Origin of the sequence: Mesorhizobium sp. M7A.F.Ca.CA.004.04.2.1 (assembly GCF_004022825.1) — a bacterium.
GTDB lineage: Bacteria > Pseudomonadota > Alphaproteobacteria > Rhizobiales > Rhizobiaceae > Mesorhizobium.
Genome location: NZ_RZPH01000387.1, coordinates 1 through 5,182, shown reverse-complemented (window position 1 = coordinate 5,182; position 5,182 = coordinate 1). Strand labels below are relative to the sequence as shown.

The 5,182-nt window shown below is 62.5% G+C and carries 6 protein-coding genes; 2 read left to right on the top strand and 4 right to left on the bottom strand.

Features of this window, described 5'->3' with window-relative positions:
- Positions 1–134: 134 nt before the first annotated feature.
- Complete coding sequence (locus EN893_RS18005; RefSeq protein ID WP_245456877.1) at positions 135–1,124, bottom strand: glycosyltransferase; 990 nt, start codon at positions 1,122–1,124, stop codon at positions 135–137.
- A 566-nt stretch (positions 1,125–1,690) separates the two neighbouring features.
- Here EN893_RS18005 and EN893_RS18000 point away from each other — a divergent pair.
- Together EN893_RS18000 and EN893_RS17995 are read left to right on the top strand one after the other, a co-directional pair.
- Positions 1,691–2,404, top strand: coding sequence for a DUF805 domain-containing protein (locus EN893_RS18000; protein ID WP_127271316.1), 714 nt, complete (start codon positions 1,691–1,693; stop codon positions 2,402–2,404).
- Positions 2,405–2,467: 63 nt separating this feature from the next.
- Positions 2,468–3,130 (top strand): DUF805 domain-containing protein, encoded by a 663-nt coding sequence (locus tag EN893_RS17995; protein WP_128361678.1) that lies wholly within the window; start codon positions 2,468–2,470, stop codon positions 3,128–3,130.
- Here EN893_RS17995 and EN893_RS17990 read toward each other — a convergent pair.
- From EN893_RS17990 to EN893_RS17980, 3 genes are all read right to left on the bottom strand, one after another.
- Positions 3,120–3,602: a GNAT family N-acetyltransferase gene (locus EN893_RS17990; protein WP_127269801.1), complete on the bottom strand. Its 483-nt coding sequence runs from the start codon at positions 3,600–3,602 to the stop codon at positions 3,120–3,122. The genes EN893_RS17995 and EN893_RS17990 overlap by 11 nt on opposite strands.
- A 4-nt stretch (positions 3,603–3,606) precedes the next feature.
- Complete coding sequence (gene leuB, locus EN893_RS17985; protein ID WP_127269799.1) at positions 3,607–4,710, bottom strand: 3-isopropylmalate dehydrogenase; 1,104 nt, start codon at positions 4,708–4,710, stop codon at positions 3,607–3,609.
- Positions 4,711–4,871: 161 nt separating this feature from the next.
- The coding region (locus EN893_RS17980) for a VOC family protein (RefSeq protein WP_128361677.1) at positions 4,872–5,182 on the bottom strand (311 nt) is incomplete at its 5' end.

Sequence of the window (5,182 nt, the reverse complement as noted above, 5' to 3'; positions counted from 1 at the left end):
CCCAAGCACAAGAAGGCGAAGAAACGGCCCGCCTAGAGCATTTCACCGTTTCACGGAAACGGCGATCTGCTCTAACTCTTTGTTTTGACGCAATTCCCAAGGGAAAACGGCTTCACACTTTTCCTAGAATTGCTCTAGGACTTCGGCCGGAGGGAAGCGCTTGCCTGCAGGCCAGCCTTGATGGCAGCCCAGCTGGCCGATGCCGGCGTCGGGCGATGCTGCTTTGCGATGCGTTCCGTCAGCGATGAGCGCCAGTCCGCGTCTTCCGCCATCCTGCGGATCGCAGCGTACCAGCTGGCCTGGTCATTGGAATCGATCGCCGGCATCAGCCCGCCGCTCGCCTCGATCAGCGACGGCGCGGTCGAGACGATGACCGGAATGCCAAAATCGAGACATTCCGAGGCGCCATAGCCCCAGCCCTCGATATGCGAGGGAAAGACGCCGAAGGAAGCGCTGCGATAATATCGGATGAGCTCCTCATCGCTGATCGCTCCGGTGAACGTAACCCGCTCAAGCAATCTCGGATGGGCCTTGAGATAGGCGCGCAGCGGATCGATCATCCAGCCCCAGCGCCCGGCGCAGACGAGCCGCGGCAGCTTGACGCCCTCGTCGAGCGCCTGCTGCCATATCCGTGCCAGCAGGATGTGGTTCTTGCGCACCTCGATGGTCGAGCAATAGAGCACGAACGGCTCGTCGGCCTCGATGCGCGAAGTCTGGCCGATGCGCGAAGCCGTCTCGTACAGGATGGAAGGCATCGGAAACCGGTATACCACCGGCTGTGTGACGCCTGCCTGTTGCATATGGTCGGTCAGCGTCGCACCAACTTCGTCGGATGCACAAAATGCCGGCGCGCCGGAACGCACGAGGTGCTCGAGATATGACCCGTAGCGAGCCTCGCCAGGGCTCATACCAACCATGTCGGGGCGCAGTGTCGGGATGAGGTCGTGGCAAAGAAACGCAAGGCCACCGGCGCGCCCGGAAAGGGCGGCTCGATCGTCACCGGTCAGAATGTGATGGCTGATCAGGACAAAGCCGCGTTCGGTCTCGTTCGGTTGGCTTGGAACCTGACGCGGGGCCGACCGGATCCGCGCCCGCTGGTACAGACGATAGGCCCTGATCAGCAACCTCGTCGCCTGAATAGGCAATCCCTTTGCGGCCATGGGTCACCGTCTTGGCGAGATGGCGGTCGGCGTCGCGCTTGCCCCATGGCTGCTGCCTCACCGCTTCGAGGGCCTGCGACATCGCCGTACGTCTCCCAGGCCATCGTTTGAGGCGCCAGGGTGAAATCTCGCCCGTCGCGACATGGTCCTGCTCGAAAGGAGCGAGGGGGCGAAACCGGCCTTCCCACGGTCGGAACGCCACCACCTCCACGCTAGGGTCGGGATCGGCCAGGGCTGCGCTGACGAGAAAGCTTTCCACCCGCGGGATGCCGACAAGTCCCTGGCCGGACGGCCAGAACGTCAGGCCGGTGGCGTCGATGGCCAGCCTGGGAGGTCTTCTTTCCCCTCCATCTTCAATCACGGTTTTACTGTCAGGACTCTCGACTGTCATGTTCTGCTTCTGTCGAAGGCGGTTGCACTCGATGCCTTATGCTTCATTTGCCGCGAAGACGGTAGCCATGCTGGCCGTCTTGCCCATCGGCCCGGCCCTGTGCCACCTTCGGCCGGGACGTGGCGAGCGGGGGTGGCAAATGCGCGGCGAAGTACTTCACTATGACGAGATCCAGGGCTTCGGCTTCATATCCGGGGCCGACGGCAACCGTTACACCTTCACCCGCGAGAACCTGCGCCGGGAAACTGCTATGCGGAAGGGCGCGGCCGTCGAGTTCCAGCCGGGTGGCGGCCAGGCGCGCGACGTTTTTTCGATCACCGCTCCGACTGCCGCTCCCTCCGCCGCCAATCCCAGCGTCAAAGCCGCACCGGCCCAGGCCAGCGTTCCGTCCGCAGTGGTCCCGCCCGCTGCGCAGCATTTCGGTCGATCTTCCGAGATAGCCGAGCCCGGCGATCTCTGGGGCTATTTCTGGAGCGGCGTGACGCAGAACTATTTCAATTTCGCCGGACGCGCCCGCCGCAAGGAATATTGGGGCTACTGCCTGTTCTGGACGGTTTGCCTGCTGATCATCGGCGGCATCGGCCTGTACACCGATATGGATATGGGCGGTTTCGACAGTGATATTTCGGGCGCGATAACGGTCGGGTTGTGCGGCACGTTCCTGCTGGCGACAATTCTTCCCAGCCTCGGCATGATCGTGCGCCGGCTGCACGACATCGGCCTGTCAGGCTGGCTCTGCCTGCTGATCCTGATCCCGACCATCGGCAGCCTGATCATCCTGGTCTTCGCGCTGATCCCGACGCAGGCCCGGGAAAACCAGTGGGGGCCGGTGCCGGCGGGTGTCAGGATTTAGCCGCCACGTGTATTGCAATCACAAACAACCCTGGGTAGTATTTGCGCAACGCGGGGGAGAAACATGCGTGGCACGATATTCCACTACGATCAGGATCAGGACTACGGCTACATCGACGGAATCGACAGCAAGCGTTATATCTTTGCCCGTGACGATGTGAGCCATGAAGTGACCCTCGCCAGGGGCACCCTTGTCGAGTTTCAACCGGAGGACGGTACGGCGCACGATATAGTCGCCGTCACCCCGACAGCGCCATCGCCAAGCACGGGCCAGCCACGCCGTTCGGCCGAGAGCAGGCCCGCCTATTCCATGGGTCTGTGGGCTTACTTCTGGCGCGCGATAATTGCGGACTATAGCAATTTCAAAGGTCGCGCCCGCCGCAAGGAATTCTGGGCCTTCTGGCTATTCTACACCCTCGGGATATTGGCGCTTCTAGGCTTCGGAATACTCGTTGACCTGGCGTTCAATGGCTTCAAAACCAATGCGGACAGGACGCCGATGAGGGCCATAGGGCTCATACCCTTCCTTCTTTTCTTTTCGGGATTGATCCTGCCGTCGATTGCGCTCGTCGTGCGGCGTGTGCATGACGCGGGTCTGAGCGGCTGGTTTGCACTTCTGGGCGTCATAACTCCCATTGGCAGCATTGCCTTGCTGGTCTTCGGACTTCTGCCGTCCCAGGTGGGCGAAAACCCTTGGGGACCGGTGCCGGCAGGCGTCAGGATCTAGCCGCCTTCAGCGCTTCGCCTGAAAGCCTGAGAAAGACCTTCTGGCCGTGGCGCTCGGCGCCAAGCCGGTCGTAGAAGCGCAGCGCGCCCTCGTTCCAGTCCTCGGTGGTCAGGTCGATGCGGCCGATGCCTTCGCGCAGGCAATGATCGGCGAGAAAGCCGATCAGCGCCCGGCCGACGCCGGCGTTGCGAACCTTCTCGCATACGAACAGATCCTTGAGGAACAGCAGCCGCTCGAGATCGATACCGGGATGCGCGATCGCCACCGACGCCAGGCCGCTGACTTCGCCGTCGACGAAGGCGAGCGCGAAATGCGGATAGGCCGGGCTTTCCTCGCCAAGCCATTTGCGTGCAGCAGACAGGGCCCGGTCAGCATCGAGAGGCGGCTGCCGGTAATGCTCCGCCATCTCGCACAATATGGCCGCGAGTGCCGTCGCGTCCTCGATCGTCGCCCAGCGGACGTCGACCGTCACGGAATCAGCCCAGGAATTTGGCGATGATCGCGTCGCCCATCTGAACCGTACCGACCTCGGTCATGCCATCGGACATGATGTCTTTCGTCCGCAGGCCTTCGTCGAGCACGGCGGCGATCGCGCTTTCGACACGGTCGGCTTCATCGACCATGCCGAAGGAATAGCGCAGGCACATGGCGAAGGAAGCGATCATGGCGATCGGGTTGGCGATGCCCTTGCCGGCTATGTCGGGGGCTGAACCGTGCACCGGCTCGTAAAGCGCCTTGCGCTTCTTGGTCTTCACGTCAGGCGCGCCGAGCGAGGCCGACGGCAGCATGCCGATCGAGCCGGTCAGCATGGCGGCAATGTCGGACAGCATGTCGCCGAACAGATTGTCGGTGACAATGACGTCGAACTGTTTTGGCCAGCGCACCAGCTGCATGCCGCCGGCATCGGCCAGCATGTGGTCGAGCTTGACGTCGGAATAGCGCGCCTTGTGGGTCTGGGTGACGACCTCGTTCCACAACACGCCCGACTTCATCACATTGCGCTTTTCCATCGAAGTGACACGGTTCTTGCGCGTGCGTGCCAGTTCGAAAGCGACGCCCGAAATGCGCTCGATCTCGAACGTGTCGTAGACCTGCGTGTCGATGCCGCGCTTCTGGCCGTTGCCGAGATCGATGATCTGCTTGGGCTCGCCGAAATAGACGCCGCCGGTCAGCTCGCGCACGATCAATATGTCGAGGCCTTCGACCACCTCCTGCTTGAGCGAGGAGGACGCCGCCAGCGCCGGATAGCAGATGGCCGGGCGAAGGTTGGCAAACAGCTCCATGTCCTTGCGCAGGCGCAGCAGGCCGGCCTCAGGGCGCACCTCGTAGGGCACCGCATCCCATTTGGGACCGCCGACGGCGCCGAACAGCACCGCGTCGGCCGCCATCGCCTTTTCCATGTCGGCATCGGAGATCGCCGCGCCATGCGCGTCATAGGCGCAGCCGCCGACCAGCCCCTCATCGGTGGCAAAACCGCTGCCGAGCTTGTCGTTCATGACCGCGATCAGTTTCTTGACCTCGGCCATGGCCTCGGGACCGATGCCGTCACCGGGGAGCAGGAAAAGATGCTTCGTTGCCATGGAGGAACCGTCCTGGAAAGAATTTGAACCGCGGCCTTGCTAAACGCCAAGCCGGTTGTGCGCAAGGAGTAACGCAGCGATCAAGAACAACCTCGTTCGTTTGCGATCCTTCGCGCTCCCCTCTGCCCCGCCAGCCTCCCGCAAATTGCAGCGCCTTGCCTTCACCGATGCGAGAGAATGTTGACCAGCCGGCCGAACGGATCGCGGACATAGAAGCGGCGCACGCCCCAGGGCTCGTCGGCCGGTCCGTATTCGATGGCGAAGCCCGCCGCTTTCATGGCATCGAGCGCCGCATCGACATCATCGACCTCGATCGAAAGATCCGGCACCGGCGTTTCGGAGCCGCCTTGCGCCATGAAACTGACCTGGACATCCATCTTTGCTTGCGAGCCGTAGGTGGCGATCCAGCCAAGGTCCATAAGCACATCGAGGCCGAGGACATCCTGATAGAAACGCTTGGCCGCAGTGGCAT

Excerpts from the sequence above, each read along its gene's own strand:
- leuB (WP_127269799.1), bottom strand. The coding sequence starts at position 4,710 with ATGGCAACGAAGCATCTTTTCCTGCTCCCCGGTGACGGCATCGGTCCC.
- EN893_RS17995 (WP_128361678.1), top strand. The coding sequence starts at position 2,468 with ATGCGTGGCACGATATTCCACTACGATCAGGATCAGGACTACGGCTAC.
- EN893_RS18000 (WP_127271316.1), top strand. The coding sequence starts at position 1,691 with ATGCGCGGCGAAGTACTTCACTATGACGAGATCCAGGGCTTCGGCTTC.